Origin of the sequence: Hymenobacter sp. 5516J-16, assembly GCF_022919335.1 — a bacterium.
Lineage (GTDB): Bacteria > Bacteroidota > Bacteroidia > Cytophagales > Hymenobacteraceae > Hymenobacter > Hymenobacter sublimis.
The window spans coordinates 3,500,476-3,524,863 of sequence record NZ_CP095058.1; the positions used below are offsets into that span (position 1 = coordinate 3,500,476).

Below are 24,388 nucleotides of genomic sequence, written 5' to 3' on the forward strand. Positions count from 1 at the left end.
AAAGCGGTTTCCCTATATTTCGCACCTGTCATTCCGAGCATTCTGCGCCTCAAGCAGAAACGAAGAATCCGAGTTTACCTTCTGGAGAATAACCCAAGTTCTTCGTTTCTGCTCAGAATAACAGCCGGAAGCGGAAGCTTTCGGATGTGTCTTTTTTAGTGCGTGGGGTCAGGTGCACATAAAAATTCCCCGCGCACTCGGATAGGTAGGCCGGGTGCGCGGGGAAGGCAACTAATGCCAAGAAGAAAGCCGCTGGGTTAGTTTACTCCGGTTGTGTCAGTTGATTGCGCTGACTGACCGATAATTTCTTCCAGGGGCCCGGAGCTTACCAGTTGCTTACGTAAAGTATCGGCGTCGGCATCCAGTTGGGGCCGAATCTGGTCGAGGGCTAGGCGCAGGGCCTGCACGTCGGAGAGGCGGGCCGCTTTGGTCTGGCTGTAGCCGTGGTACATGGCCACCCGCACTTTACTGCGGCCGGTGCCGGCATACGTGCCGATTACTTCCCCCTTGGAGTTGATGATCTGTACTTCCGCTTTCACATTCGTGCGGTACCACTCCAGGGGCATGCCCAGCAAGCTGGGAGTCATGAGAGTAAGCATCTGGAAAGCCTGCAGGACCCGGCCGGTGCGCTGCACCTCCGCCTGGGTGACAACCAGCTTGGCAAAGCCAAACTTAACCGTGTCGGGTTGCGGCTCAGCGAAATGGAAGGACAGCTCCTGTCGAAATACCTTGCTGGCGTCGTCGGGGAGGGCGCCTTCCGTGGTGTTGAGCGGGCCGGGCTCCACTACCGCATCTAATTGGGGTAGGCGGCCCAGGGCTACAGAGTTGTTGGAGCGTACCGTGTGAAACACCGCCTTTTCGGCGGATTTGCAGCTGCCGAGCCCTAAGCCTAGCATCAGTACAACAGCATGGGGGTAAAAACGAGTCATGTGTATCATTATCAAATTCCTACCGCTCCAGCGGAATACAAAATTACAGCAGAAGAACGCCAGAAGAATAGGATTTGATTTATGATATAAAACTAAAATATATAAATTTTCCTGTATTGAAAGTGGAGTTATTGCAGGAATGTAAACCAATGATGGCTAAATGCAAAACGCCTCGTGGCGTGGATAGCTACAAGGCGTTTTGCTAGCAAAGAATATGGAAACTGATCAGGTGAGGAAAATCGGCCCAAAGAGTAGAATGTTATCCTCCCTTCGCTTTGGTGTTTACCCACTGCAGGGGTAAGTAAACGTGCTTGGGCTCAACGCTTATGTATTAGTGAGGCTGATGCGCCAGGGCGCTATCAGCTTCGGCCAGGTCCAGCACTGGGTCGGGGGCCACGTAGTTGTCCACGAATTCGCCTTCCCAACGGGCTACCACGGCCGTGGCCAGGCAGTTACCCATTACGTTTACGGCGGTGCGGGCCATATCCATCAGCGCATCAATACCCAGAATGATGAATACGGGCCAGGCTGGCAGGTTAAACGAAGCCACCGTAGCCAACAGAATTACCAAGGAAGCGCGCGGCACGCCCGCCACGCCCTTCGAGGTCAGCATCAGGGTAAATACCATTACTAATTGCTGACCGAACGACAACTCTACCCCCGCGGCCTGAGCTACAAATACTGCGGCCAGGGAAAGGTAAAGCGTGGTGCCATCGAGGTTAAAAGAGTAGCCTGTGGGCATTACGAAGGCCACAATGCGGCGCGGTACCCCAATGCTTTCCATGGCCTCCATGGCCCGGGGCAGGGCCGCCTCCGAGGAGGTAGTAGCAAATGCTATGCTCACCGGCTCGGCAATGGCCTGCACGAAGCGCTTGAGTGGAATGCGGGCAATCAGGGCAATGGGCACCAACACCACCAGCACAAAAGCGGCCAGCGCACCGTACAAAGTCAGCAGCAGCTTAAAGGCGTTGAGCAGGGGCGCAAAGCCCATTTTACCTACCGTGTACGCCAGCGCGCCGCCTACCCCAGCGGGGCAAAGAACATGACCACGTTGGTGAACTTGAACATCACCTCCGACAGGCTTTCCGTTACTTGCAGCAGGGGCTGGCGGTGCTTTTGGTGCACCATGGCTAGGCCAATGGCGAAGATGATGGCAAAGACTACCACCTGAAGCACTTGCCCTTCAGCCACCGATTTAGCAATGTTTTCGGGGAAGATGTGCAGGATTATATCCGAAGTGCTTTGCTTCACGGTTTGCAGTTGCTCCGTGTCGGCGGCAATGCCGCTACGGTCCACGCCTTCGCCGGCGCGGGTCAGGTTAATGGCGCCCAACCCAATAAACAGGGCGAAAGTGGTAACAACTTCGAAGTAAATCAGTGCTTTTAGGCCCATTTTACCCACCTGCTTCAGGTCGGCGTGGCCGGCAATACCTACCACCAGGGTAGCGAATACTAGGGGCGCAATGATGGTTTTCACCAGCCGCAAGAACACGTCGCTGAGCACTTTAAGCTGCACGGCCTGGGTAGGGAAGTCGTGGCCAATTTCGGCGCCGACCAACATGCTGACCACAATCCAGAAGGTGATGGAGCGGCGCTGCACGGCCAGGGCCACCGTGGCCAGGATGGCCAGCCAGCGGGCAGTCATGGGAATAACGGGGTCGAGGGCCAGCCAGCCCTGAGCGGCGGCCACCGTCAAGAAGGCAGCCACCAGAAACAGAATCAGAACAAGGGGGGCGAGTCGCGAAAACTTCATGCGCGGCAGTTCAGGGAAAAGGAAATAGCGGGAATGCCACAAAGATAGGTTTCTGCAGGCGGAGTAGTGCGGCCCACCCCGGAGCTTCCGGCTGGTAGCGGAAAAAAGGCGCTGCCACAAGAATTAGCGCCTTTTCAGCTGCCTGGAACGGGGGCAACGTACAGAGCAGCTGTCTAGGCGCCCACGGCGTGCCCAACTCGGTTTGCGCGTTATCTTCCGCCAAAATTTGCCTTTTCGCTGCTTATGCCTACCTGGACGCTAACCTCCCTGCTGCTGCCCCTGCGCTACACCTGGAAAATCTCCCGCAATGCCTCTGACGCCAAAACCAACCTAATTGTGCGCGTAGCGGATGCTCAGGGCAGCGGAACGGGTGAGGCCGCGCCTAATATCCGGTACGGCGAAACCCCAGAGAGCTTGCAGGCCGAGTTTGAGCAGTTACAGGCAGCTGGGCTAAGCCAGTGCGCTACCTTGCCTGAACTCACCGACTTTCTGGCAACTCACCCGCCGGCCCACGCCCTGCGCTTTGCCCTGGAATCGGCGTGGGTGCACTGGGAGGCGAGCCGGCAGCAGCAGTCGGTGGCGCAGTGGCTTGGGCTGGAGCCCCAGCCCGGCCGGTACCCACGGCCATGACCCTACCCATTATGGAGCCGGGCGAGGTGGCTGATTTTGTGAGGGAACAGCATCTAGACCGCTTTCCTCTGCTCAAGATTAAGGTAAACCGCGAAGGAGCCGCAGACCTGCTGCGGGAAGTAACCCGCCTGTTGCCCGGCCGCAGCCTGCTTATTGATGGCAACGAGGCTTGGCCCGATGCCGACAGCTTGCTCCAGAGCTGGGGAACCATTCGGGCCCTGCCGGGACTGCAGGTGCGCCTGCTCGAACAGCCCCTGCCCGCCGCCCGCGCCGATGATTACCGCCACCTAAAAGGCCGCCTGGGCACGCCCGTATTCGCCGACGAATCGGTAACGGATGAGGCCGACTTCGCCGACATTGCCCGCCAGTTTGATGGGGTAAACATGAAGCTGATGAAAGCCGGTGGCTACCTCAACGGCCTGCGAATTCTGCGCGAAACACGTCGTCACGGGCTGCAAACCATGCTCGGCTGCATGGTGGAAACCTCCTTGGGCATCTGGTCGGCCCTGCAGGTAAGCTCCCTAGCCGACGTCTGCGACTTGGATGGCTTCTTGGTTGTGCGGGACGAGCCGTTTGGGCTAGTGCAGGAAACGCAAGGCCATTTGGTTGCTAGGCAAGGCCACCAAGGCTAACAACTAAAAAAGCCTGCTGAACACTGTTCAGCAGGCTTTTTTAGTTGTTAGCGTGAGCTATGTGAACAGTAATTGCCTTGGGTGAGCTAACCGGTATAATTCCTAGCCACCACATACCCCCGCTTATTTCAGCTTGGCATCAATGGCCTGAATTTGCTTGTCCAGGGCGGCTGTATCAGCTGGGCGCTGGCTGCTGTTCGTTAGGAGACTGATTTTCTGATTGAGCAGCTGAATCTTCTCTGCCATCAGGCTGATTTTGGTGTTCATCTCCGACAGGCGGGATTCCATGGCAGCGGGTGTCGAAGGAGCCGGGCGCGGGTCTAGGTACGTTTCGAATTGTGCCCCGGCAGGTACAGAGTTGTCGCCGCGGGCTTGGGCCGCGCTGGCGGGGGTAGCAAATACAATGTCGCCGTTGGGGCGCACGTAGTCGCCTTCTTTCAGCGTGGTCTTTTTGCCGCCTGGCAACTCCACAATGCCGCTTTTGTAGTTGATTTTGGTGCCATTGGAGAGTAGCACGTTTTTGTTGAGCGGGTTGGGGCGCTTGCCTTGCACCAGCACTACTTCACCGTTCTGCATCACAAAACGGTCGGAGGGGGCTGTGGCGACCGGGCCGGCCACCGTGGATCCGGAGCTAGTTTGGGCAGTGGCCAGAGAAGCAGTTAGCAGGCTCATGGCCAACGCGGGAAGCAACAAGAGGTTTTTCATGGGACGTAGGGTAGAGGAGGGGTTTGCGCTATGTACGCGGTTTGCCCGCTGGCGTTTACCTGATCAGCTTCCTTGCCCGCCTGAACCAAGGGTAGAGTAAAATAGTTATTTTTGAAGAAATAAGACGAACGGTGTTGTGACATTAAATGTAGGTACATATATTTGCACCGTCATTCAGCCTTGCCCTGCAACTCATGAAGATAGAGGACGAAATTAAGCAGCCAATTTTCAAAGACGATTACCAGAAAGCCTATATCAACCTGATATTCACGGCGGGGTGGCTGCAGCAGCGTCAGAGCGCCACGTTCAAGGAATATGGCCTGACATTGCCCCAATTCAACATTTTACGCATTCTGCGCGGCCAGCACCCCAAGCCGGCCACGGTCAACCTGCTGATTGAGCGCATGTTGGATAAAACCAGCAATGCCTCCCGCATTGTTGATAAGCTGGAAGCCAAGCAACTGGTAACCCGCAAAGTCTGCCCCAGCAACCGGCGGGCCGTTGACATCCGCATTACGGAAGCTGGGCTGGAGCTACTGCAGCGCCTAGATGCCGTGCTGGAGTCCCAGAATATTGGCTTGCATAACCTCACAATTCAGGAGGCCGCTCAACTCAGCGCCCTGCTCGATAAAGTCCGCAACTGACGGTTTCAGTTTCTTCTGATTTCCCTATTCCCTTTTTGTTTTTACGTCATGAAAAAAATGATTCTGCCGGCCCTGCTGGCTGCCTCCTTGTTCGCTGCTCCGGTTTTTGCTCAGCAGCCCGCCGTGAAGAAAACCAATGCCGGCACTGAGAAAGCCGCCAGTGTAGCGTATGCCGTGCAGCCCCAGTTGAGCACTTTGGGCTGGGTAGGCAAAAAAGTAACGGGTCAGCACAACGGCAACATCCAGTTTAAGGATGGCAACGTGCTGGTGCGCGGCAACCAAATTGTGGGCGGTACCTTCGTGGTGGACATGAACTCCCTGAAAGTGGAGGACATTAAGGAGCAGGAGTACAACGGCAAGCTGGTGGGCCACCTGCGTTCCGAGGACTTCTTCAGCATCGACAAAAACCCCACTTCTACCTTCAAAATCACCAGCCTGGCTCCGCTGAAAGGCGACGCTAATGGTAACAACGCCACCGTAAACGGTGAACTGACCATTAAAGGCATTACCAAGCCGATTTCCTTCCCAGCCAAAGTAGGTGTGAAAAACGGCGTGGCCTCGGCCAGCGGCACCGCTACCATTGACCGCACCAAGTACGACATCAAGTACGGCTCGAAGTCGTTCTTCGAGAGCATCGGCGACAAAGCCATCATGGACGAATTCACCATGAGCTTCAACGTCATTGCCAAGAAGTAATTCTTAAGCTTCTACAAAGCTGAAAAACCCCTGCCGGCAGTGCCGGTAGGGGTTTTTCTTGTATTATATACTACGAATAAGCAGCGCCCGTAGGCTAACGGCCACCGCTAGTGGTGCTGGGGGCCGGGCTGGCCGCCGGCGCCGGGGTAGGAGCCTGGGCGGGCGCCGGCGCTACGGCGGCGCTGTTGCGCAGGGTAAGCTTGAGAGGAGCCACGCCGGTTTCACGCAGGGCCACAATGCCGTACACGGTTTCACCAGGATGAATCACCTTGTTGGTGAGGTCGTATTTGGTGAATTCGTTACGCATATTTTTGTTGGCTGAGCTAGCCCCAATCATGTTGCCCGCTGCCGCAAATGGGCCCCAGGGAAACAACGTGCCGCCGGTCGTCGCGCCGGTATTGGGATCATAGGTGCCGCCAATTTGCCCAATACCCAGTACATAGAGCAGGTAAATAGCCACGCCCTGCTTTAGGTCATTGGCCGCCTGCAACGACGGCACGGGCATAACAGGCCGGTCGCTGAAGGTCAGCTCTAGGTCGCGGGAGAAATTGAGGTCGCCGCCGGTATTATTCTTGATCTGTACGGCCACTACCTGGTAGCCCTGCTTGCGCTCTTTCTTAACGTATTTCTTATTTGAGCCGCCGTTGAGCAGGGCGCTGTAGCGGTAGCTAAAATCAACGGGCGCCCCGGTAACGCTGCTGGCCTGGTAGGAGCTGATACGCTCGGGACGGATAGCGGAGTAACTGCCAGCACAGCTGGATAGCAGCACCGTAGCCGAGGCCACGGCCGCAAATCGGGTAAAGAGTTTTTGCATAGAATAAATGAACAGAAACGACTTCGCACCAAGCCAACTCTTGGCTTGCTCAACAAAGCTATTCGTCCCGGGCACGTGCTGTATGCTGGAAATGAAAGAATTATGAATTATCTTCTCTAAATCCAGAACTTTACCGGACCCGCTGGCTAACAAGATGTTATGTGCGCCGTAGATTGTATTATAAAAAGTGTATGATGGAGAAGGCAGTTAAGTAGGGATTGTATTACCTCTTCTTTTCCTGCGTATCTGTTGGCGTAACACAGGTTTACGCCGGCAACTCTAGCTCGCGCGGCAGCTCAAATTTGAGGCTGCGGCTTTTGGTGCGGGCATGCAGTTGCTGCAGAAAATCATCCATTTCTGCCTTGTACTCCAGCCACAAGTCCTCGTGCAGGTTTTGCAGAATCAGCTGGGCGGTGCGGGCCGCTAACCGGGCCGTGCTGGTATAGAAGCCTGCGTATACGCTCTCAAACTGCCCCGTGTAATTCTCGAAGATGTGGCGCAGGGTAAACAGGTTCAGGTCAACTTCCAGGCGCTTGTCCTTAGTAATGCGGCGGGCGCGGGCTACTTCTTTGGTAGCTTTTTGCAGGGCTTTTGTGAGGCTGCGGTTGAGCAGGCGGCCGGTAGCGCCCACGGCAAACAGCTCGTGAATTTGGTCGGAGGCCTGCTCAAACACAGTTTCGCTGGTTACTTCTGGCAGCAGCTCAAAGCACAGCGTATCGTAAAGCTCGGCGTCGCGGCGGGCCGCCCGCAGCAGCAGGGCTTCCTTTTCCTTGTCGGATAAACGCTTGAGGGCACGCTTGAATTCGGCGGACGGAACGGGCATGAGGCAGGGGTAGGCAGCAGAGAAAGGTCAAAAGTAGCCCGGAAACGGCGCAGATAAATAGCCGCAGTACGGTAGACGTTGGCAGTCCGCTTACTGTTTTGCTTTGCTCAACCTTGGGCAATGCTTTTCTGGCTGTGAGTTGCCACCCTGCTAAACGCAACACGAACAATAACTAGCGAAGCTCCCCCAACTGCCGCCGCACCAGCCGGCGGGCCAGCTTGGTTTATGCCGAGGCGATTAACTATTGCGTCGGGTAAACTTTGTGGGCAGCGGAAACGATTCAGCTTCTCAACAAGTTATATCAGGCCAGCCGGGCCCATTGAATCCGGCTTTTTGCTTGCTTCTCCGTATTTTTGTGCCATGAACAGCAAACCGCAAATTGAGTACGACGAGGACGTTCTGCTCCTGGAAGAAACCATTGATGTCCGCGACTTAGTCGTGTATAATGACGACATCAACACCTTCGACCACGTCATCAAAACGCTCATGGACGTGTGCGGCCACCAGCCAGAGCAGGCCGAGCAGTGTACCTTGCTCATTCACTACAAAGGGCAGTGCACGGTAAAGCACGGGGCCTACGATGAACTGGCAGGCATGTGCACCGCCATCCACGACCGAGGCATCTCGGCTGACGTGGTGTAGCCGTTTTATCGGCTGAAAAAATCTGTCATCCTGCGCTTGCGACGGACCCATTGGGCGGCAATTGTTGTTTAAGAACAGGCCGCCTGCTCAGGTAGCGCGAGCCCCGGATGACAGTTCTTTTACCCTCTTCCTGACCTGAATGGAATTTCCTTCCAAACTGATAGAAAGCGCCGTTGGCGAATTATCGAAGCTGCCCGGAGTAGGCAAGAAAACCGCTCTGCGGCTGGCCTTGCACTTGCTCAAGGCCGAAGCCGATACCACCGCTACCCTGGCGGAGGCCCTGGCTAAAATGCGCTTCGAAATTCGCTACTGCGATACCTGCCACAACATTTCCGATACGCCGGAGTGCAGCATCTGCGCCAACCAGCTGCGCGACCAGAGCACCGTGTGCGTGGTGTCCGACATCCGCGACGTTATTGCCATTGAAAACACGGCCCAGTACCAGGGCATGTACCACGTGCTGGGCGGCGTCATTTCGCCCATTGAAGGCATTGGGCCTTCTGACCTGACCATTGATTCCCTGGTGGAGCGTGTGACCAAGGAGGGCTCTGAAATCCGGGAGGTAATTCTGGCCATTAGCCCCACCATGGAGGGCGACACCACGGCTTTCTACCTCTCACGCAAGCTCCGCGACCTGCCCGAGCTGAACGTGAGCACCATTGCCCGCGGCATTCCCATGGGCGGCGAGTTGGAGTACGCCGATGAAATTACTCTGGGCCGCAGCATTGTGGAGCGTCAGCGTCAGGCGCGGTAATGGGTTTGAAGGTTATAGGCTACAAAAAGCCCTGCCTGGAGAGGTAGGGCTTTTCGTTTACACAGTGGCCGGTAGCTCAATTAGGTAGCACCTCCGGGCGTTTGAAAACTACACCTACTTGCTGCCGAGTTCTTAGAACAGGGAGAGTCTGCTTACCTTTCGCGGCCTTTCCTGCTCTGCGCCCGTGCCGTCTGCTGTTGCCCTGTCCGTCGTAATTGTCAACTACAACGTCTGCTACTTTCTGGAGCAAGCGCTGCTGTCGGTGCGGCGGGCCGTGGAAAAGCTGGGCCGGCCGGTGGAAGTCTTCGTGGTGGACAATAACTCCGTAGACGGCTCGGTGGCCATGGTGAAAACTCGGTTTCCAGAGGTAATCCTTATCGAAAACCACGACAACCCCGGTTTTTCCAAGGCTAACAATCAGGCCCTGCGCCGGGTCCAGGGCCAGTACGTGCTGCTGCTCAACCCCGACACAGTGGTAGAGGAAGATACCTTCCGGCTGTGCTGCGAGTTTATGGACCAGCACCCCAAGGCGGGCGGATTGGGCGTAAAGATGCTCGATGGGCAGGGCATGTTTCTGCCGGAAAGCAAGCGCGGGCTGCCTACCCCTTGGGTGGCTTTTTATAAGATTTTCGGGCTGGCCAAGCTGTTTCCAAAGTCAAGGCGGTTTGGCCGCTACCACCTAGGGTTTCTGAGCCCTGAGCAAAGCCACGAAATTGAGGTGCTCAGCGGCGCCTTTATGCTGATGCGCAAGGCCGCCCTGGACCAGGTGGGGCTGCTGGATGAGGACTACTTCATGTACGGCGAGGACATTGACCTGTCGTACCGGCTCACGCAAGGCGGCTGGAAAAATTACTACTTCGCCGGTACCCGCATCATTCACTACAAGGGCGAGAGCACCAAGCGCACGAGCGTGAACTACGTGTTCGTGTTTTACCGGGCCATGGTGATTTTTGCCCGCAAGCACTTCGCCCCGAATCGGGCAGGGACTTTTAGCTTCCTGATAAACCTGGCCATCTGGCTGCGGGCGGGGGCAGCGGTGGCCCAGCGGCTGGTAGTGCAGGCTGCCCCCGTGCTGCTGGATGCTGGTCTGATCTACGGGGCATGTACTTCCTGAAAACCTACTGGGAGCAAAACCACCGCTACGTGCGCGGGCCCTACCCCGATAACTACATGGCAGTAGCCGTGCCGGTGTATGTGGCCGTGTGGCTGCTGTCGGCCTTTTTCAGTGGGGCCTACGATAAGCCTACCCGCGCCAGCCGCATTGTGCGGGGCATCTTTGTGGGCACCGTGCTCATTTCGGCGTTCAGTAATTTTCTGGATGCTTGGCGCTTCTCCAAAGCTCTGATTGTACTAGGCGGCGTGTGGGCCGTGGCCGCCCTGGTTCTGCGCCGGGTAGCTACGAACTTCATCCGGCACCGCCGCTTCAGCCTCACCGACGAGCACCAGAAAAACGTGGCTATTATCGGCTCCCTAGAGGAAGCTCAGCGGGTGCGCCAGCTGCTGGAACACGCCGGTGTGCCGGCCCGGGTTATCGGCTACATTGAGCCGGGCAATACCACCAATAAAGCCGCCTCCCCGGCCGATGACTTGCTCGGGGAAGTGCGCCAGCTCGACGATATTATTCGCATCTATAACCTCAACGAGCTGATTTTCTGCGGCCGCGACTTGGCCGCCAGTCAGATCATTGGGCTGATGGTGGAGCTGCACCGCCAGCCGCCGGTGGAGTACAAAATTCTGCCCCAGGGTAGTGAGTACATCATTGGCAGCTCGGGCAAGGACTCCTCGGGCGACTACTACACCCTGGATATTACCCTGAACCTGTTCCGGCCGGCCCAAATCCGCAACAAGCGCCTGCTCGATATCTTGGTAAGCTTGCTGCTGCTGCTGGTCTCTCCGGTGGTGGTGTGGGCGCAACAGCACAAACTGGGTTTTCTGCGCAACTGCCTGCGTGTGCTGGCTGGCTCCCGCACCTGGGTAGGGCTGCGCTACGCCACGGCCCCGCGCCGCCTAGCTCGGGCCGTGCTTTCCGCCGCCGATGCTGCCCCGGGCACCGCCGCCCTCCTGACGGATGCTACCCGCCGCCGCCTGGAGCTGCTCTACGCCAAGGAGTACGAGGCCAGCACCGATGTAACGCTGCTGCTGCGCTGCTTCCGTTGGCTGGGCCGCGAAGCCTAGCGCCGTCTGGCGGATGGGCACCCGGTAGGAGGGGAGGGCGCCCGGAGTTTCGCGCCACACTCCGTACATTCCCCGTACCTTTGTGGCCTTCCCCAACCACCCGTTTTCCATGTCTGGAGCTACCACCCTCGCCCCCTCGTACTTTCCGACCGTATCAACGCCATGCAAGAGTCGCAGACGATTGCCATGGCTAAAAAAGCCCGCGAGCTGGCCGCCCAGGGCGTGGATGTAATCAGCCTCAGCTTCGGCGAGCCGGACTTTCAAACCCCGCAGTACATCAAGGACGCCGCCAAAAAGGCCCTGGATGACGGCTTCACCTTTTATACCCCGGTGCCCGGCTACCCCGATTTGCGCCAGGCCATCTGCGACAAGTTCAAGCGCGACAACCAGCTCGACTACAAGCCTGAGAACATTGTGGTGAGCACCGGCGCCAAGCAGGCCCTGGCCAACGCCGTGCTGAGCCTGGTGAATCCCGGCGACGAGGTTATCGTGTTTTCGCCCTACTGGGTCAGCTACGAGGAAATGGTACGGCTGGCAGATGGCACCACGGTGCAGCTGATGGGCTCCCTGGAAAACGACTACAAAGTGACGGCGGCGGAGCTGGAAGCCGCCATTACGCCCCGCACCAAGCTCATCATGTATTCCTCGCCCTGTAACCCCACGGGAGCCGTGTTTTCCCGCCAGGAGTTGAGCGCCATTGCCGAGGTAGTCGCGCGTAACCCCCAGGTGTACGTGCTGGCCGATGAAATTTACGAGTACATCAACTTTGTGGGCGAGCATGTGAGCATTGCCCAATTCGCCGATATCAAGGACCGCGTCATTACGGTGAATGGCTTCTCGAAGGGCTACGCCATGACGGGCTGGCGCGTGGGCTACCTGGCCGCCAGCAAGGACATTGCCTGCGCCTGTGAGAAAATGCAAAGCCAGATTACTTCCGGCACCTGCGCCATGACCCAGCGCGCCGCCCTGGCGGCCCTGCAAGGTGGCCGCTCCTCCGCCGATGAAATGGTGGAAGCCTACCGCCGCCGCCGCGACTTGGTGCTGGAACTGGTCAAGGAAATCCCTGGTTTCCGCACGCCTACCCCCAGCGGCGCCTTCTACATCTTCCCCGATGTGACGGGCTACTTTGGCAAGACTACCCCAGCGGCGAGGTCATTAATTCCGCCATGGATTTGTCGTTGTTCATGCTCCATGATGCCCACGTAGCCGCCGTGGATGGTTCCGCATTCGGCGCCCCTAACTGCATCCGCTTCAGCACTGCCGCTGCCGACGAAAAGCTGCGGGAGGCGTTTGTCCGCCTCAAAAACAGTCTGGCGAAGCTGAAGTAAGCAGAACCCAAGGTCTTTCAATAAGAAACAAGACGCCGTGCTCTGACAAGGAGCACGGCGTTTTTCGTGGCTAAAGTGCTGTTGAACTGTCATTCCGGGCAGGAATGAAGAATCGGGGGTATCAGCAAATCGACTAGTTCCGGCTCCTTGCTCCCGCTCGGAATGACAGCCAAAACTTACCTTTGCGGCCTTCATCTCCTGAACCTGCCGTAATGCCTGCTGCCGTATTGCCCGCTTCCCTGCCTGAATTATTTGCCGCGTTCAATAATCTCACGGTGCTCATCGTGGGGGATGTGATGATGGACGCCTACGTGTGGGGCAAAGCCGCCCGTCTCTCGCCCGAGGCGCCGGTACCGGTAGTAAATGTGAGCCGCACCGAGCAGCGCTTGGGTGGGGCCGCCAACGTGGCCCTGAACGTGCAGGCCCTGGGCGCTACCCCGCTACTCTGCGCCGTAATTGGCAAGGACCAGGGCGGCGACCAACTCCTGGACTTACTGCACGCTACTGGCCTTTCAGCTGCCGGCATCGTGCGTTCCTCGCAACGCCCTACCACCGTCAAGCAGCGCATCCTGGCCCACGGTCAGCAACTCCTGCGCATCGACTCGGAGGTAGAAACCGACCTGAACTCCTCCGAAAACGCCGACTTAACCGCCCGCTACGAGCAACTACTCGGGCAGGCTGATGTGGTCATCTTTGAGGACTACGACAAGGGCGTACTCAACGAGGCCAGTATTGAGCACTTCATCCGCCTGGCCCGGCAGCGCAACATTCCGACCGTTGTGGACCCCAAGAAGAAAAACTTCCTGGCCTACCGCCACTGCACGCTGTTCAAGCCTAACCTCAAGGAGCTGCGCGAAGGCTTAAAGCTAGAGTTCGGCGATGCCGAAGCCGACCGTCCTGCCTTTGAAAGCGCCGTGGCCCGACTGCGCGAACTGCTCACTCCCGAAATCGTGCTGGTAACCCTCTCTGAGCGCGGCGTGTTCGTGGAAAACGGCAGCCTGACCCGTACCTACATTCCGGCCCACTTGCGCACCATTTCCGACGTTTCTGGCGCCGGCGACACGGTTATTAGCATTGCTGCGCTGTGCGTGGCCCTGGGGCTGCCTGCCCCGTTACGGCCGCGCTGGCGAACCTGGGCGGTGGCTTGGTCTGCGAGCAGGTAGGGGTAGTGCCTATTGAAAAGCAGCAGCTTCTGGCCGAGGCCGAAGAGGTAGGGTTGGCGCTATAAGGCTATAGAAGTCAGTTTGCTACAAAGCGTGTCATTCCGAGTGGAGCGAGGAATCTGGGTTGTCCTGATGGTTAACCCAGATTCCTCGCTCCACTCGGAATGACACGCTTTGTTGGACTATATTCTGCCTACCGGCGGCTGTGCTCCTTCACCGTTTCAATGAAGACTTTCACGTTATCGGGGTTGGTGTCGGGGTAGACGCCGTGGCCGAGGTTGGCGATGTGGCGGTGCTTGCCAAACTGTTCCAGCATCTGGAGGGTAGCGGCGCGCACCTGCTCCGGGGTGCCGTAGAGGGCGCAGGGGTCGAGGTTGCCCTGCAGGGTTTTGTCGCCGACGAGCGGGCGCACGGCGCGCGGGTCCTGATTCCAGTCGAGGCCAATGGTGCGGCAGGGCAGCTGGGCAAATTCCTCCACGGCCCAGAAGGCACCCTTGGCAAACACCGTCACGGGCACTTCCGGAATGGCCTGGCAGATTTCGGCAATGTAGCGGGTACTGAACTCTTGGTAGTGCGCGGGCGGCAGAATGCCGGCCCAGGAGTCAAACACCTGAATAATGTTGGCCCCAGCCTGCACCTGCGCCCGGAGGTAAGCAATGGTAGTCGCCGTGATTTTGCGCAGCAGCTCGTGAGCCAGTTCCGGCTCGGCGTAGAGCATGCGACGGGCTTTGCTAAAGGTTTTCGAGCCGTGGCCTTCCACCATGTAGGCCAAGATAGTCCAGGGCGCACCGGCAAATCCAATGAGTGGCACCCGACCGTTGAGGGCGCGCTTGGTCACCCGGATGGCTTCCAGCACGTAGCCTAGGTGCTCCTCGGGGTCAGCCACGCGCATACGGGCTACGTCGTGGGCCGTTTTGATGGTTTCGGGAATAGGGGGCCGCGGGCTTCTACCATCTCGTAGGTCAGGCCCATGGCCTCGGGCACTACCAGAATATCGGAGAAGATAATGGCCGCGTCCACGTCTAGGGCATCGACGGGCTGAATGGTGACTTCAGCGGCCAGCTCGGGGTTTCTACCAGTTCTTTGAAGCCGCTGAGGCGGGCGCGCAGGGCGCGGTATTCAGGCAGGATGCGGCCGGCCTGGCGCATCAGCCACACGGGGGTACGCTCAGTTTCTTCGCCACGGGCGGCACGGAGGAGGAGGTCGTTCTTCAGCATAACTGCCGCAAAGATAGGGCAGCCTAAGGTGTTGTCAGTCGCTCAATAATTCAAATACTAAATCTATAGATGACAAGTGACTTCCCATCATTCAGTAAACCGACATATAACAACTCAAATGGGCCCTTCTGGGCATAACCGTGTGCGTATCGGGTACAGGAAATAGTGCCAGCTACCCTTTCGAACGGCAAATCATTGTAGTACTCGTCACCCAAAATGCACGAATGGGGCGAAAATCGCGGGTTATTAGTTAAATACTGCTGCAGTCGCTGATAATCATGCGGCGCCACTTCCACCAAAGCACAGGCTCGGTAGTGGCCTTGAGGAACATCGGGATAAGAAGCAGCTTTCTTAATAATGCGGCCTGACGCCGGAAAAGGAAGCAGCGTTATTTGCTCATATTTTTCCCGGTAGAATTCATCGTCAGGATAAAGTGCTGTATAGAACGTGTAAATGACCAACAGACCTATTCCAACTAGGAAAAGCGAGCCCACTCGTTGACCAGTGCGCTTCCGAAGCCATCTATATACCGCCCAGCAAATACCGAGCAGCGCCATGATGAACAGAAGAGGTACAATAATTACAAGTGCCCAAGTCATCTGTCTAGCTACCTGCTCAACCCCGGAAACAGCGCCGCAATGGCCGTAGCCAGGAAGTTCACGCCAATGGCCAGGGTAATAAAGCCCATGATGCGAGCCAGCGCCGCCATGCCGGGGCGGCCCAGAAAGCGCGTGAGCCGGAGCGAGGACATGAGGATGATGTAGGCGGCCAAGGCTACCAGCACGAAGCCCAGGAAAATTAGGGCCATATCTAGGTAGCTCAGCTTTTCCGTGAACAGGCCGATGCACACGGCCATGGAGCCGGGGCCCGAGAGCATGGGCATGGCCAGGGGCGTGAAGCTGATGTCGTCTTTGTGGCGGCTTTCATCCAGGGTAGCGTCGGATACTTTGCTGCGGTTGCCGCCGGGCGTGAGCAAATCGAAGGCCGAGCGCATGAGCAGAATGCCGCCGGCAATGCGCAAATGGTGAATGTTGATGCCAAAGAAATTCAGCACGTACTGGCCCGCGAAAAACGAAACGGAGAGCACCCCAATCATGTACAGGCAGGCCCGCAGTCCAATGCTGGCCCGGTGGGCGGGCGTGTCCTCTTCCGTCAGAGTCAGGAAGACGGGCATGGCGCTGAAGGGGTTCACCACGGAAAACAGCGTAGTAAACGTGGCAAGCAGAATTTCCATAGGCAGAAAAACACAAGGACAGCGGGTAAAGGTACGAGCCTTTGAGAATCAGCAAACAGGGAAAATGCTATGTTTATAGACTCAACCACCGTTTCGGAGGGCCGTAGAAGCCAATCCTAGTTAGGTTGATCCTGTTTCTTTGTTTTTTCCTATGCCTACCACGCTTCCCGCCGCTGCGGCGGCCGATGTTCCCGCTCCTCATGATACTCCTCTGGTAGGAATTATCATGGGCTCTCAGTCCGATCTGAAAATTATGTCGGTGGCCGCTGAGCTACTTCAGCAGTTTGGGATTACCTATGAAATAACTCTGGTTTCGGCCCACCGCACGCCCCACCGGCTGGTAGAATACGCCGAAACGGCCCGTAAGCGCGGCCTGCGCGTAATTATTGCCGGCGGCGGCGGGGCGGCTCACCTACCTGGCATGGTCGCTTCCTTTACTACCTTGCCCGTCATTGGGGTGCCCATCAACTCCACCACCTCCTTCCACGGCCTCGATTCTATTCTGTCGATGCTGCAAATGCCGGCGGGCGTACCCGTGGCTACAGTGGCGCTCGACGGGGCCTCTAATGCCGCGGTGCTGGCTACCCAGATTTTGGCCCTGGGCAACGCACGGCTGGCTGATGTATTAGAAAAATACCGTACTTCCTTGAAAGATAAGGTAATGCGCACCATTGAAGAGCTGCGCAAAGGCGGCTTCAACGATGACTAAGTATTACTTCCGCTCCGTTCATCTGCCCTCTCCCGCCTGATTCCTCCACGCCTACCTCTCCCCATCCGTGCCTGATCTTGACGTACCTTTTTGGCTCCAGCTAGCCCACGGATTCACCTTCTTTCTCGTAGTAGCTGCCCTCATTGCCACTGTGCTGCCGCTCTTGCGCCAAACAGCGTGGTGGATCCGGATATTCGACTTTCCCCGCTTACAAATTGTGGGCGTGCTAGGACTGGTGCTGGCCGCAGGGCTGGTGCTGGAGTGGCACCGCCCAACCGATGGCACGTACTGGGGCCCGGCTACGCTGCTGGTGCTGCTGCTGGCCATTGGATACCAGTCGTTTCGAATTGTGCCTTACACCCGATTGGTAAAAAAGCAGGTGGAGGATAGTACGCTGAAAGACGGGCGGCGCCACCTGAGCCTGACCATGATGAACGTGCTGCAGTACAACAAGCAGGGTCAGAAGGCTCTGCAAGTACTACAGGAAGCCGACTCGGACCTGATTATGGCCGTGGAAACGGACCTGTGGTGGCTGGAGCAATTAAAGCCCCTAGAAGAGACTCACCCCTACACCTGCCACGAACCCCTCGATAATACGTACGGGCTGCTGTTCTTCTCGCGCTTACCCTTGCACGAGTGTGAAATCAAGTATCTACTGGATGACGACGTGCCCTCGGTACACGCCGTGGTTGGCTTGGCTGATGGTCATACGAAGGTGCGTATCTACGGCCTTCATCCGAAGCCTCCCGCGCCAGCCGAAGCCAAAACCAGCACCAAGCGCGACGCCGAATTGCTGCTCGTAGGCAAAACCATCGACCAGAAAGACGAGCCAACCATTGTGTTTGGGGATATGAACGACGTGGCGTGGTCGCACACTTCCGAACTGTTTCGCCGCATCAGCGGTCTGCTTGATCCGCGGGTGGGCCGCGGGCTGCTACCCACCTTCCACGCCGAGTACTCGCTAATGCGCTGGCCCCTGGACCACGTATTCGTCTCGCCCCATTTTAAGGTTGATGATATGGAGCGCCTACCCTACGTAGGCTCTGACCACTTTCCTATTTACATCAAGCTCAGCTACGAACCCCACGACAAAGAAAAGCAGGAGCAAAACGGCGAGCAGGCCGATGTGGAGGACCATCAGGAAGCAGTAGAGAAGATTCAAGAGGGGTTTGAAGAAGAGGATGAGGAGGAGCAGGAAGAAGCCACCGACCCGAACCGCAAAAAAGAACTTACCACGTAAAAGCCACCATACCGGCCGAAGCAGTGCTGCTTCGGCCGGTATGGTGGTTACCTACCGGAGCCAACACGTCTGAACAAATCTAGAACCGTCTTGCAGGACTTGAACGAAGCCTGACGGGTTCCACACCAAGTTCTGGCTACATAGTCACCCCGTTCAATTCTGCTACAGCTCGTCGTACAGCCAAGCCATTTGGTGGCGGCTGACGGCAGCGGGCAGCAGCCGCATCAGGGTGTTGCGTAGCTTTCCTAGCAGGGGGCTTTGCAGCTGGCCTACCCGCCCCAGCAGCCAGGAAGTTTGGATGATGCGCGTAGTGCGTGCCCGGCGGCGTTGTTCGAAGCTCTGAAAAGCGGTAGTTAGGTTGGAGCTAGCCTGCAGGCATTGCGCTAGTACGGCCGCGTCCTCCACGGCCATGCCGGCACCCTGGCCCAGGTTGGGGTAGTGGCGTGGGCTGCGTCGCCGAGCAGTAGCACCCGGCCGTAGGCAAAGTGGGAGAGGGGCGAAGGTCTAGGATATCGTTCCAGATTAGCTGTTCGTCGCGCGTGCAGGCCAGCAGCTCGGGCACAGGGGCGTGAAAATCGGCAAACTCGCTTTGCAAGTCCGCTACCCGGTACGCCCGAAACCGCAGATTCTGAGGCTGCGCACTGTTCAGGCAGGCAAACCAGTACACCTGGCCGCCGCCAACGGGCACGTACCCGAACCGACGGCCCCGCTCGCCCCAGGTTTCGCCCGATTCACTTCTTGAAAGTTCTAAGTGGTGAGCATCTACCACAGCGCGCCAGCAGGTATAGCCGGCGTAGCGCGGCGCAACGGCTGGCAGGAGCTGGCCGCGCACTTTCGAGCGGATACCGTCGGCTCCAATAAGCGCATCCGCTTGCACCGAATGCCCATCGGCAAAGTGCACCAAAACTCCGGTATCAGTAGCATTGAAACGCGCAAACTGGCGCCCAAGCTGCACGGTGCCCGGGGGAAGTTGCGCTAGCAAAGTCCGCTGCAATGCAGCTCGGTGAATACCTAGGTTGTCAAAGCCTAAAGCAGCAGTGAAAGCCGTAGTGTCGGCGGCCTGGAGCAAGCGGCCATGCTGGTCAAGCAGGTTCAAATGAGTAACTGGGGAGCCGTGAGCCTGCACAGCCTCGTGCAAGCCTAGTTGCTGCAGCGCCCGCATGGCATTGGCTCCAAGCACTACGCCTGCGCCTACCTCGCGTAGCTCAGCGGCCGCTTCGTACACCCGCACCATATGGCCTTGCAGCACAAGGGCACGTGCCGCGCTCAGCCCACCAATCCCGGCCCCAATAATTGCAAAATCCGCCATGCTATCTGTGGGTTTGCGCTATTCAAAACGATGTGACAAGGTAGGATTTACTTGAAAAAAAACGTCCCTACGGTTCTGCTAGGCAAATTTTATATCATTTTATTGACTAACTAGTCCCTTGCATGGCAAGCCCGCGCCTGCATCCTCCCTCCGCCCTGTTCTGCTCTCCTTTTCCATGTCTCACTCACCCGTGCATCCTCAGTTGCGGCTGTACTTCGAAAACCCGGTTGGCCGCTTATTAGAACACCCCGATGGCTACTTGGTGGTACAGTACAATGCCGGCAAGCGCAAGCTGGAAGAACTGAAAACCTTTCTGACCCAGGCTAGCACCTTGCTCCAGCAGCGGAACTGGCACAAGTTGCTCGGCGACCAACGGGTAATGGCGGCCTTCACGGAAGCGGAGCGCGTCTGGATTACCGAAAACTGGCTAACTCGCTCCACCACGGCCCATCCTTACTACGGAGCCGTGCTGCTCGCGCACGATGTTTTCGCCCGATTGGCTATGAACCTGGTGATGAACGAAGCCCGGGAATCTGGTTTGGTATACCGGCTATTTGAGGACGAAAACGCGGCCGTAGCGTGGCTGCTGCAAGTCCCGTAAGAAAGCAACTTCTATTTGCTCACGACTAGGTCTGTAGCTGAATTTCAAGATTAGGCAGCGTACAACCTACAGTTGCAGATTACCCGGAAAACAAAAAGGCCCGCAGCAGCAGCAGCGGGCCTTTTTGTTTTCTAAGTGGCAATTACTTGCCTACTTCCTCGTAGTCTACGTCCGTCACGTTGTCGTGGGGCTGGCCTTGCTGGCCGTTGCCGCCGGGCTGACCACCACCACCGAAGGGGTTGCCACCGTCAGCGCCGGGCTGGCCATCGGCACCACCCTGGGTAGCGGCGTACATTTCCTGCGAAGCGGCCTGCCAAGCGGCATTGATGGCCTCCATAGAGGTGTCAATAGCACCGAGGTCTTTGCTCTCGTGCGCCTTCTTCAGGTCAGCCAGAGCATTCTCAACGGCCGTTTTGTTGCCGGCGCTTAGCTTGTCGCCGTACTCTTTCAGCTGCTTTTCCGTCTGGAAAATCATCGAGTCAGCGGCGTTGATTTTGCCGATGCGCTCGGTCTCCGCCTTATCGGCTTCGGCGTTAGCGGCGGCTTCGTTGCGCATGCGCTCAATGTCGGCGTCGGTGAGGCCCGAAGAAGCTTCGATGCGAATCTTCTGCTCCTTGCCGGTGCCTTTGTCCTTAGCCGAAACGTGCAGGATACCGTTGGCGTCAATGTCGAAGGTTACTTCGATCTGCGGAACACCGCGAGGTGCTGGCGGAATCGAGTCGAGGTGGAAGCGGCCGATGGTACGGTTCTGCGAAGCCAACGGACGCTCGCCCTGCAACACGTGAATCTCTACCGAAGGCTGGTTGTCGGAAGCCGTCGAGAAGGTCTCGGACTTCTTAGTCGGAATCGTAGTGTTCGACTCGATGAGCTTAGTCATCACGCCGCCCATCGTTTCGATGCCCAGCGAAAGCGGGGTTACGTCGAGCAGGAGTACGTCCTTCACTTCACCGGTCAGTACGCCACCCTGGATGGCAGCGCCCACGGCTACTACTTCGTCGGGGTTCACACCTTTCGAAGGCTTCTTGCCGAAGAACTTCTCTACCTCTTCCTGAATGCGCGGAATGCGGGTCGAGCCACCTACCAGGATTACCTCGTCGATGTCAGAAGTGCTCAGGCCAGCATCTTGCAGGGCCTTTTTGCAGGGCTCCATCGAGCGACGCACCAGGTTGTCGGCCAGCTGCTCGAACTTTGCGCGGCTCAGCTTTACTACCAGGTGCTTCGGGCCCGAAGCAGTAGCCGTTACGTAGGGCAGGTTGATTTCCGTTTCCGTCGAGCTGGACAGCTCTACTTTGGCTTTCTCAGCGGCTTCTTTCAGGCGCTGCAGGGCCATAGCGTCTTTGCGCAGGTCGAGGCCTTCGTTTTCGCTGGCGAACGTTTCAGCCAGGAAGTTGATGATAACTTGGTCGAAGTCGTCGCCACCGAGGTGGGTGTCACCGTTGGTGCTCAGTACTTCAAATACGCCATCACCCAGCTCCAGAATCGAGATGTCGAAGGTACCACCACCGAGGTCGTACACGGCAATCTTCTGGTCTTTGTGCTTCTTGTCGAGGCCGTAGGCCAGGGCAGCAGCAGTAGGCTCGTTGATGATGCGCTTCACGTCGAGGCCGGCAATGGCACCGGCTTCCTTGGTAGCCTGGCGCTGGGCGTCGTTGAAGTAGGCGGGTACCGTAATTACAGCTTCCGTTACCGACGTACCGAGGTAGTCCTCAGCGGTCTGCTTCATCTTCTGCAGCACCATGGCCGAAATTTCCTGGGGCGTGTACTGCCGGTCGCCGATTTGTACGGCTACCGTGTTATTAGAACCGCGCACCAGCTCGTAAGAAACGTGCTTGGCTTCTTCAGTCACTTCGCCGAAGCTGCGACCCATGAAGCGCTTAATTGACTGGAGCGTGTTCTTAGGGTTGGTAATGGCCTGACGTTTGGCGGGGTCACCGACTTTCCGTTCGCCTTTACCGTTATCGAGGAACGCCACAATGGAGGGAGTCGTGCGGCGACCTTCGCTATTCGGAATCACTACCGGCTCGTTGCCTTCCATTACGGCCACGCACGAGTTGGTGGTGCCGAGGTCAATACCGATTATTTTGCCCATGTGAATGGTTGTTATGTAGGAGTTGAGGTGTCAGATATCAGGTGCGAATCACTCGCACCGGGGGAGTTACAAGACGCGTACCAGCCGCAGAAATGCCCTTTACTCGTGACAGATTGTCATTTTAGGGCAGCTCGCGGCACGGTTTCGCGACGGTCTGACTTCTACGGGAAAACCAAGGGTAGGATATGCTGACAGCCGGGCAGGAGGTAACGTGCTAGCCATGGATTCCTCATCATTCTGCGCTTGCAAAGGGCTTTATCACGCCTGACCGATAATCGGGATGACGATTCGTTTTATCGTGGAATGGTCCTCTACTCAGCTCAGAAGAATGGGTTAATTAGCCAGGAACCCCTGAATGGTTTGCTCCCATAGTTGCTGGTGCTTCCACCAGTAGGGCTCGTGGCCGGAGCCGGGAAAATTCTGGCGCTGCTTGGGGCCGCGGAGGGCGGCATAAATACCGTCGGTTTCCTGGCGGGTTACGCGTGGGTCGGCTTCGCCCCACATGAGCAGGGTAGGAGTCGTGACGTGCGTGGCGTAGTCGGTGGCATCCAGGTCGAAGGCCCAGAAGTTGTTTTCAACTCCGCCCCAGAATACCAGCAGGTTGGCCATGGGGAAGGGCGGAACATGCATGGAGCGGAAGCGGCTTTGGGCGGTTTCGAGCATGGAGCCGTAGGGGCATTCGAGCAGGTTGGCCGTAGGCCGTACGCCTAGTTCGGCCTCGGCCCGCAACGTAGCCACCGCGCCCATGGAATTGGCATAAATGTATACTGGCCCGGGCCGCCGTTGCAGCCACTGAACTACCGCTGCTACGTCAGCCGCCTCATGGTGACCTACCGTGCAGACGTTGCCCTCGGAGCCGCCGTTGCCGGCAAAATCGGTGAGCAGCACGTTGTAGCCCAAGTTTCTGAAAAAGCTCGCCTCAGTTAGGAGCTTGCTTTTGGAACTGGTGTAGCCGTGAAACAGGGCTACCGTACCGCGCGGGTTGGCTACTTGGCCTTGCCACGCTTCCAACCGGCCGTTGGCGCTAGTAAGATGAACGGTTTCGAAGGGAAAATCTGGCTGAATCCGATTTGTCGGCTTAGGGTTTCGGATGCCCGTAAGCAGCACCCACAGTTTCTGAGGGGCTGAGAGCTGCTCCGGATTATCCGTGTGGGTGCCAACCGGGGTAGTAAAATGCGTGAAGCGCCAAGCATGAAAAGCGGCTACGATGTTCATAGCCACTAACGCTACCACGAGCGCCCACGCTAGCTGACGCCCGCGCTTCAGTTTGTTTCGCTGGGCCATTAGCTGCGGCCCGAACGCCCACCAGCCGGGCCCGGCTTCCGGCTGGTAGTGCCACGGCCTGCTGATTTCGGGCCGGGCTTGCTACCGGTTTTGCCGGGAGTTGCCCGGTTACTTCCGGTTTTGCTACCCGTAGGTTTTGGACTAAACGTGCCATTGCCACCCGACCGGGCACCGCCTCGGGAGCCGGTGGAGCGGGCGTTGGCCCCGGGCGTCTTCGCCTCGTTCTGCGCACCAAAACCGCCCCATTTGTAGCCACCAGCGCTATTCTGGGCCGGTTTAGCATCGGCGGGGCGCACCCCGCCGGGCCAGTACTCGGAGCCTTTGCTTGGCGTTTTAAAGGTGCCGGCCGCCGCAGTTTGGGCCGCCATATCCTCGGTCAGCGCCTGCACTTCAATCTTGGTCAGCTCACGCCACTCGCCGGGCTGAAGCTGGTCAACCTGTAAATCGGCAATGCTGGCGCGCACGAGGCGTAGGGTAGGGTAACCCACGGCGGCCGTCATTTTGCGCACCTGCCGGTTCATGCCCTGCGAAATGCGAATCTGGACCCAACTGGTTGGAATGTTGGCCCGGAAGCGAACCGGCTTGCTACGCTCCCACAGCTCGGGGGCTTCGGGTAGCAGGGCTACCTCGGCGGGGGTAGTGAAACCCGTTTTCAGGTCTACGCCGCGGCGCAGGTTTTCCAGGGCTTCCGGGGTCGGAATGCCTTCTACCTGCACCCAGTACGTTTTTGGAACCTTGAAGCGCGGTTCGGAAAGGCGGTGTTGAAGCTGTTTATCGTCGGTGAGCAGTACTAGGCCCTCGGAGTCATAATCCAGTCGCCCAACCGGGTAAATGTTGGGAATTGAAACAAAATCCTTGAGGGTTTTGCGGCCGGTTTCGTCCGTAAATTGGGTGAGGACTTCGTAGGGCTTGTTGAGCAGAATGTAACGCATGGAAGATCATGAGCCTTCCAGCCCACGTAAAAGCAACAAAATAAGATGATTCCGCCGGGGCAGGAAGCGGAAGTACACCTACGTAC

General features: G+C 57.6%; 22 protein-coding genes and 4 pseudogenes. 13 read left to right on the forward strand and 13 right to left on the reverse strand.

Translation table 11 applies throughout. The features are described from left to right. Positions 1–257: 257 nt before the first annotated feature. The gene (locus tag MUN84_RS17390; protein ID WP_244695269.1) at positions 258–896 is read right to left on the reverse strand and encodes a hypothetical protein; all 639 of its coding nucleotides are present in this window, start codon (positions 894–896) and stop codon (positions 258–260) included. A gap of 364 nt (positions 897–1,260) precedes the next feature. Then, positions 1,261–2,681: pseudogene (locus tag MUN84_RS24690) on the reverse strand (dicarboxylate/amino acid:cation symporter). 243 nt (positions 2,682–2,924) lie between these two features. Here MUN84_RS24690 and MUN84_RS17405 point away from each other — a divergent pair. Next, a complete protein-coding gene (locus MUN84_RS17405) occupies positions 2,925–3,311 on the forward strand; it encodes a hypothetical protein (protein ID WP_244695272.1) in 387 nt (128 codons plus the stop codon). Then, entirely contained in the window at positions 3,308–3,943 is a 636-nt protein-coding gene (locus MUN84_RS17410; RefSeq protein ID WP_244695273.1) for an enolase C-terminal domain-like protein, read from the forward strand. The genes MUN84_RS17405 and MUN84_RS17410 overlap by 4 nt, the downstream gene beginning before the upstream one ends. Positions 3,944–4,066: 123 nt before the next feature. Here the strand turns inward: MUN84_RS17410 and MUN84_RS17415 are convergent, their stop codons facing one another. Then, positions 4,067–4,648 carry a DUF6799 domain-containing protein gene (locus MUN84_RS17415; RefSeq protein ID WP_244695274.1) on the reverse strand — a complete coding sequence of 194 codons (582 nt, stop codon included), beginning with the start codon at positions 4,646–4,648 and terminating at the stop codon, positions 4,067–4,069. A 194-nt stretch (positions 4,649–4,842) separates the two neighbouring features. On the opposite strand from MUN84_RS17415, the gene MUN84_RS17420 reads away from it, so the two are divergent. Continuing rightward, on the forward strand, positions 4,843–5,292 hold the full coding sequence (locus MUN84_RS17420) for a MarR family winged helix-turn-helix transcriptional regulator (protein ID WP_244695275.1): 450 nt from the start codon (positions 4,843–4,845) through the stop codon (positions 5,290–5,292). A gap of 48 nt (positions 5,293–5,340) precedes the next feature. Continuing rightward, positions 5,341–5,988, forward strand: coding sequence for a YceI family protein (locus MUN84_RS17425; protein WP_244695276.1), 648 nt, complete (start codon positions 5,341–5,343; stop codon positions 5,986–5,988). A gap of 94 nt (positions 5,989–6,082) precedes the next feature. Here MUN84_RS17425 and MUN84_RS17430 read toward each other — a convergent pair whose 3' ends face one another. Together MUN84_RS17430 and MUN84_RS17435 are read right to left on the reverse strand one after the other, a co-directional pair. Then, on the reverse strand, positions 6,083–6,802 hold the full coding sequence (locus MUN84_RS17430) for a hypothetical protein (protein ID WP_244695277.1): 720 nt from the start codon (positions 6,800–6,802) through the stop codon (positions 6,083–6,085). A gap of 265 nt (positions 6,803–7,067) precedes the next feature. Beyond that, complete coding sequence (locus MUN84_RS17435; protein ID WP_244695278.1) at positions 7,068–7,625, reverse strand: hypothetical protein; 558 nt, start codon at positions 7,623–7,625, stop codon at positions 7,068–7,070. A 360-nt stretch (positions 7,626–7,985) separates the two neighbouring features. Here MUN84_RS17435 and MUN84_RS17440 point away from each other — a divergent pair, with 360 nt between their 5' ends. The 6 genes and pseudogenes from MUN84_RS17440 (at position 7,986) to MUN84_RS17465 (ending at position 13,752) form a co-directional block, all read left to right on the forward strand. Then, positions 7,986–8,267: an ATP-dependent Clp protease adaptor ClpS gene (locus MUN84_RS17440; protein WP_244695279.1), complete on the forward strand. Its 282-nt coding sequence runs from the start codon at positions 7,986–7,988 to the stop codon at positions 8,265–8,267. Between the two features lie 139 nt (positions 8,268–8,406). After that, the gene (gene recR / locus MUN84_RS17445; RefSeq protein ID WP_188556807.1) at positions 8,407–9,021 is read left to right on the forward strand and encodes a recombination mediator RecR; all 615 of its coding nucleotides are present in this window, start codon (positions 8,407–8,409) and stop codon (positions 9,019–9,021) included. 184 nt (positions 9,022–9,205) lie between these two features. Beyond that, entirely contained in the window at positions 9,206–10,135 is a 930-nt protein-coding gene (locus MUN84_RS17450) for a glycosyltransferase family 2 protein (protein WP_244695280.1), read from the forward strand. After that, positions 10,123–11,196: a nucleoside-diphosphate sugar epimerase/dehydratase gene (locus MUN84_RS17455; RefSeq protein WP_244695281.1), complete on the forward strand. Its 1,074-nt coding sequence runs from the start codon at positions 10,123–10,125 to the stop codon at positions 11,194–11,196. Before MUN84_RS17450 ends, MUN84_RS17455 begins: the two co-directional genes overlap by 13 nt. Positions 11,197–11,358: 162 nt before the next feature. Next, positions 11,359–12,524 (forward strand): annotated as a pseudogene (locus tag MUN84_RS17460) (pyridoxal phosphate-dependent aminotransferase). A 212-nt stretch (positions 12,525–12,736) separates the two neighbouring features. Then, positions 12,737–13,752: pseudogene (locus tag MUN84_RS17465) on the forward strand (bifunctional heptose 7-phosphate kinase/heptose 1-phosphate adenyltransferase). A 128-nt stretch (positions 13,753–13,880) separates the two neighbouring features. Here MUN84_RS17465 and hemE read toward each other — a convergent pair. The 3 genes and pseudogenes from hemE to MUN84_RS17480 all read right to left on the reverse strand — a co-directional run bounded on the left by hemE (position 13,881) and on the right by MUN84_RS17480 (position 16,138). Continuing rightward, a pseudogene (gene hemE / locus MUN84_RS17470) lies at positions 13,881–14,904 on the reverse strand (uroporphyrinogen decarboxylase). 50 nt (positions 14,905–14,954) lie between these two features. Continuing rightward, on the reverse strand, positions 14,955–15,461 hold the full coding sequence (locus MUN84_RS17475; RefSeq protein WP_244695282.1) for a hypothetical protein: 507 nt from the start codon (positions 15,459–15,461) through the stop codon (positions 14,955–14,957). Between the two features lie 50 nt (positions 15,462–15,511). Then, entirely contained in the window at positions 15,512–16,138 is a 627-nt protein-coding gene (locus tag MUN84_RS17480; protein ID WP_188556802.1) for a MarC family protein, read from the reverse strand. A 151-nt stretch (positions 16,139–16,289) separates the two neighbouring features. Here MUN84_RS17480 and purE point away from each other — a divergent pair, with 151 nt between their 5' ends. Then, a complete protein-coding gene (purE, locus tag MUN84_RS17485; protein WP_188556801.1) occupies positions 16,290–16,847 on the forward strand; it encodes a 5-(carboxyamino)imidazole ribonucleotide mutase in 558 nt (185 codons plus the stop codon). Positions 16,848–16,914: 67 nt separating this feature from the next. Further along, the gene (locus MUN84_RS17490) at positions 16,915–18,087 is read left to right on the forward strand and encodes an endonuclease/exonuclease/phosphatase family protein (protein WP_244695283.1); all 1,173 of its coding nucleotides are present in this window, start codon (positions 16,915–16,917) and stop codon (positions 18,085–18,087) included. 162 nt (positions 18,088–18,249) lie between these two features. On the opposite strand, the gene MUN84_RS17495 is transcribed toward MUN84_RS17490, so the two are convergent. Next, complete coding sequence (locus MUN84_RS17495; protein WP_244695284.1) at positions 18,250–18,498, reverse strand: hypothetical protein; 249 nt, start codon at positions 18,496–18,498, stop codon at positions 18,250–18,252. Beyond that, positions 18,452–19,396: an FAD-dependent monooxygenase gene (locus MUN84_RS17500; protein WP_244695285.1), complete on the reverse strand. Its 945-nt coding sequence runs from the start codon at positions 19,394–19,396 to the stop codon at positions 18,452–18,454. Before MUN84_RS17500 ends, MUN84_RS17495 begins: the two co-directional genes overlap by 47 nt. 175 nt (positions 19,397–19,571) lie before the next feature. Between MUN84_RS17500 and MUN84_RS17505 the strand changes: the two genes are divergently transcribed. Further along, the gene (locus MUN84_RS17505) at positions 19,572–19,997 is read left to right on the forward strand and encodes a hypothetical protein (protein ID WP_244695286.1); all 426 of its coding nucleotides are present in this window, start codon (positions 19,572–19,574) and stop codon (positions 19,995–19,997) included. Between the two features lie 142 nt (positions 19,998–20,139). Here MUN84_RS17505 and dnaK read toward each other — a convergent pair whose 3' ends face one another. From dnaK to MUN84_RS17520, 3 genes are all read right to left on the reverse strand, one after another. Beyond that, complete coding sequence (gene dnaK / locus MUN84_RS17510; RefSeq protein ID WP_244695287.1) at positions 20,140–22,086, reverse strand: molecular chaperone DnaK; 1,947 nt, start codon at positions 22,084–22,086, stop codon at positions 20,140–20,142. A 333-nt stretch (positions 22,087–22,419) separates the two neighbouring features. Then, the gene (locus tag MUN84_RS17515) at positions 22,420–23,301 is read right to left on the reverse strand and encodes an alpha/beta hydrolase (RefSeq protein WP_244695288.1); all 882 of its coding nucleotides are present in this window, start codon (positions 23,299–23,301) and stop codon (positions 22,420–22,422) included. Positions 23,302–23,369: 68 nt separating this feature from the next. Beyond that, entirely contained in the window at positions 23,370–24,302 is a 933-nt protein-coding gene (locus tag MUN84_RS17520) for a pseudouridine synthase (RefSeq protein ID WP_244695289.1), read from the reverse strand. Positions 24,303–24,388 lie beyond the last annotated feature (86 nt).

What these genes read in the sequence shown, in the direction of transcription:
- MUN84_RS17390 (WP_244695269.1), bottom strand. Translation starts at nt 896, where the DNA reads ATGCTAGGCTTAGGGCTCGGCAGCTGCAAATCCGCCGAAAAGGCGGTG.
- MUN84_RS17405 (WP_244695272.1), top strand. Translation starts at nt 2,925, where the DNA reads ATGCCTACCTGGACGCTAACCTCCCTGCTGCTGCCCCTGCGCTACACC.
- MUN84_RS17410 (WP_244695273.1), top strand. Translation starts at nt 3,308, where the DNA reads ATGACCCTACCCATTATGGAGCCGGGCGAGGTGGCTGATTTTGTGAGG.
- MUN84_RS17415 (WP_244695274.1), bottom strand. Translation starts at nt 4,648, where the DNA reads ATGAAAAACCTCTTGTTGCTTCCCGCGTTGGCCATGAGCCTGCTAACT.
- MUN84_RS17420 (WP_244695275.1), top strand. Translation starts at nt 4,843, where the DNA reads ATGAAGATAGAGGACGAAATTAAGCAGCCAATTTTCAAAGACGATTAC.
- MUN84_RS17425 (WP_244695276.1), top strand. Translation starts at nt 5,341, where the DNA reads ATGAAAAAAATGATTCTGCCGGCCCTGCTGGCTGCCTCCTTGTTCGCT.
- MUN84_RS17430 (WP_244695277.1), bottom strand. Translation starts at nt 6,802, where the DNA reads ATGCAAAAACTCTTTACCCGATTTGCGGCCGTGGCCTCGGCTACGGTG.
- MUN84_RS17435 (WP_244695278.1), bottom strand. Translation starts at nt 7,625, where the DNA reads ATGCCCGTTCCGTCCGCCGAATTCAAGCGTGCCCTCAAGCGTTTATCC.
- MUN84_RS17440 (WP_244695279.1), top strand. Translation starts at nt 7,986, where the DNA reads ATGAACAGCAAACCGCAAATTGAGTACGACGAGGACGTTCTGCTCCTG.
- recR (WP_188556807.1), top strand. Translation starts at nt 8,407, where the DNA reads ATGGAATTTCCTTCCAAACTGATAGAAAGCGCCGTTGGCGAATTATCG.
- MUN84_RS17455 (WP_244695281.1), top strand. Translation starts at nt 10,123, where the DNA reads ATGTACTTCCTGAAAACCTACTGGGAGCAAAACCACCGCTACGTGCGC.
- MUN84_RS17475 (WP_244695282.1), bottom strand. Translation starts at nt 15,461, where the DNA reads ATGGCGCTGCTCGGTATTTGCTGGGCGGTATATAGATGGCTTCGGAAG.
- MUN84_RS17480 (WP_188556802.1), bottom strand. Translation starts at nt 16,138, where the DNA reads ATGGAAATTCTGCTTGCCACGTTTACTACGCTGTTTTCCGTGGTGAAC.
- purE (WP_188556801.1), top strand. Translation starts at nt 16,290, where the DNA reads ATGCCTACCACGCTTCCCGCCGCTGCGGCGGCCGATGTTCCCGCTCCT.
- MUN84_RS17495 (WP_244695284.1), bottom strand. Translation starts at nt 18,498, where the DNA reads ATGGCCGTGGAGGACGCGGCCGTACTAGCGCAATGCCTGCAGGCTAGC.
- MUN84_RS17500 (WP_244695285.1), bottom strand. Translation starts at nt 19,396, where the DNA reads ATGGCGGATTTTGCAATTATTGGGGCCGGGATTGGTGGGCTGAGCGCG.
- MUN84_RS17505 (WP_244695286.1), top strand. Translation starts at nt 19,572, where the DNA reads ATGTCTCACTCACCCGTGCATCCTCAGTTGCGGCTGTACTTCGAAAAC.
- dnaK (WP_244695287.1), bottom strand. Translation starts at nt 22,086, where the DNA reads ATGGGCAAAATAATCGGTATTGACCTCGGCACCACCAACTCGTGCGTG.
- MUN84_RS17515 (WP_244695288.1), bottom strand. Translation starts at nt 23,301, where the DNA reads ATGAACATCGTAGCCGCTTTTCATGCTTGGCGCTTCACGCATTTTACT.
- MUN84_RS17520 (WP_244695289.1), bottom strand. Translation starts at nt 24,302, where the DNA reads ATGCGTTACATTCTGCTCAACAAGCCCTACGAAGTCCTCACCCAATTT.